Annotated in this window: 1 protein-coding gene; it reads right to left on the reverse strand. The window is 69.5% G+C overall.

Annotated elements, in window-relative coordinates; translation table 11 throughout:
* A partial coding sequence (locus SB756_RS28445) for an HPP family protein (RefSeq protein ID WP_410912835.1) occupies positions 1 to 377 on the reverse strand: 377 nt, incomplete at both ends.

Here is a 377-nt window from a genome sequence, read left to right on the forward strand (position 1 = left end):
GTAGACAATCGCCACTGTCACCAGGATCAACGCATTGAGCAGCACCGGCTCCAGCAAGTGGTCGCCCATGGCCGTCAGCCCTGAGTCAGCCAGCACTGCACTCACCGCCACCCCGCCACCCGGCGGGTGCAGGCAGCGCAGCAGGCACATCACCAGCAGCGAGATGCCCAGGGCGGCTGCGGCTACCCACAGCTCGGGGCCGAAGCCTTCGCGCATGGCCAGGCCGACCGCGCCCGCTAGGGCATAGCTGCCCAGCACCGGCCAGGGTTGGGCCAGTGGGCCGGAATGCACGGCGAACACCAGCACAGCCGAGGCGGCCAGCGGGCCAAGCAGATGCAGGGCGATACCGGGGCCATAGGCGATGCTGGTCAGCCAGC

This window comes from Pseudomonas sp. SIMBA_068 (genome assembly GCF_046534705.1).
GTDB classification, from domain to species: Bacteria; Pseudomonadota; Gammaproteobacteria; order Pseudomonadales; family Pseudomonadaceae; genus Aquipseudomonas; species Aquipseudomonas putida.